1 protein-coding gene and 1 pseudogene are annotated in these 1004 nt (G+C 57.0%); both read left to right on the top strand.

Features of this window, described 5'->3' with window-relative positions:
- A pseudogene (locus U5771_RS35180) lies at positions 1-244 on the top strand (FAD-dependent oxidoreductase); the annotation flags it as partial.
- Between the two features lie 242 nt (positions 245-486).
- Positions 487-1004: IS110 family transposase (locus tag U5771_RS35175; protein WP_322028181.1), on the top strand; the 518-nt coding region annotated here is incomplete at its 3' end.

Below are 1004 nucleotides of genomic sequence, written 5' to 3'. Positions count from 1 at the left end.
CTTTCACATTCAAGGTCAAGTCAAAGTTGCCGAGGCCAACGTCCGGGCTGCGCTTGTTGGAAATCCTATGCCGCGCGCTTATCAGGCGAAAACCGGCAATCCTACGATGGTTGTCACGCTGGGTAACAGTATGGGCGTGTCCCACTTACCTCTGTTTGGAGTTGTCCGGTCCTCTTGGCTGAATCGAAAAATCAAGGCCGCGCATATGCTCGTTCCCAAATATCGAAAGGTAATGGGCAAATAAATCGAAGGCGCCTCGGCCCATCTCCGAGGCTTGCGGCGAGGGCATCGGCCGATGGGTGCGGACCTATCCGTGATTTCGTGGGCGAGGCAATGGAATGGACGCCTCCCACCTCGTGATTTGCGGAGGTGGCAAGAATGAGGAAAGGGAAAGATAGCGAAGGCGGACCCTCACGGGCCGACGGCATCAAGGTGCCCAAGAAGGAAGATCATGTAGATCTACCGAGGCAAACCGGAGGGTCCGCCATGAAGCTTACGCCAGTTGGGATCGACATCGCAAAGAGCGTCTTTCAAGTGCACCACGTCGATGAAGAAACCGGAGAGGTCGTAAACAAGCCGATCAAACGCGCGAAGCTCCTCGAATACTTCGCGAACCGCGCGCCGTGTCTAATCGGCATGGAAGCGTGCGGCGGTACACACCACTGGGCGAGACAATTTGTACGGATGGGCCATCAGGTGAAGTTGATGCCTGGCGAGTATGTAAAGGCGTTCAACATCCGCAACAAGAAGGATGCGGCGGATGCGCTGGCGATTTGGCGGGCGGTGCAACAGCCGAGCAAGGCCGTTGCGGTGAAAACCGAGATGCAGCAGGCGATGCTGGCGCTGCACAGAGTGCGCGAGCAACTGGTGAAGTTCCGGACCATGCAGATCAATTGCCTGCGCGGATTGCTGACAGAATACGGCGAAGTGATGGGTACCGGCCGAGCAGCGTTCGACAAAGGAATGCCCGAGGTGTTGGCGCGAATTTCTGAGCGCTTGCCAAC

The sequence above is a fragment of the Burkholderia sp. BCC1977 genome (assembly GCF_905339595.1).
GTDB lineage: Bacteria > Pseudomonadota > Gammaproteobacteria > Burkholderiales > Burkholderiaceae > Burkholderia.
The sequence above is the reverse complement of the archived record's forward strand: the minus strand, read 5'-3'. Positions and strand labels throughout refer to the sequence as shown.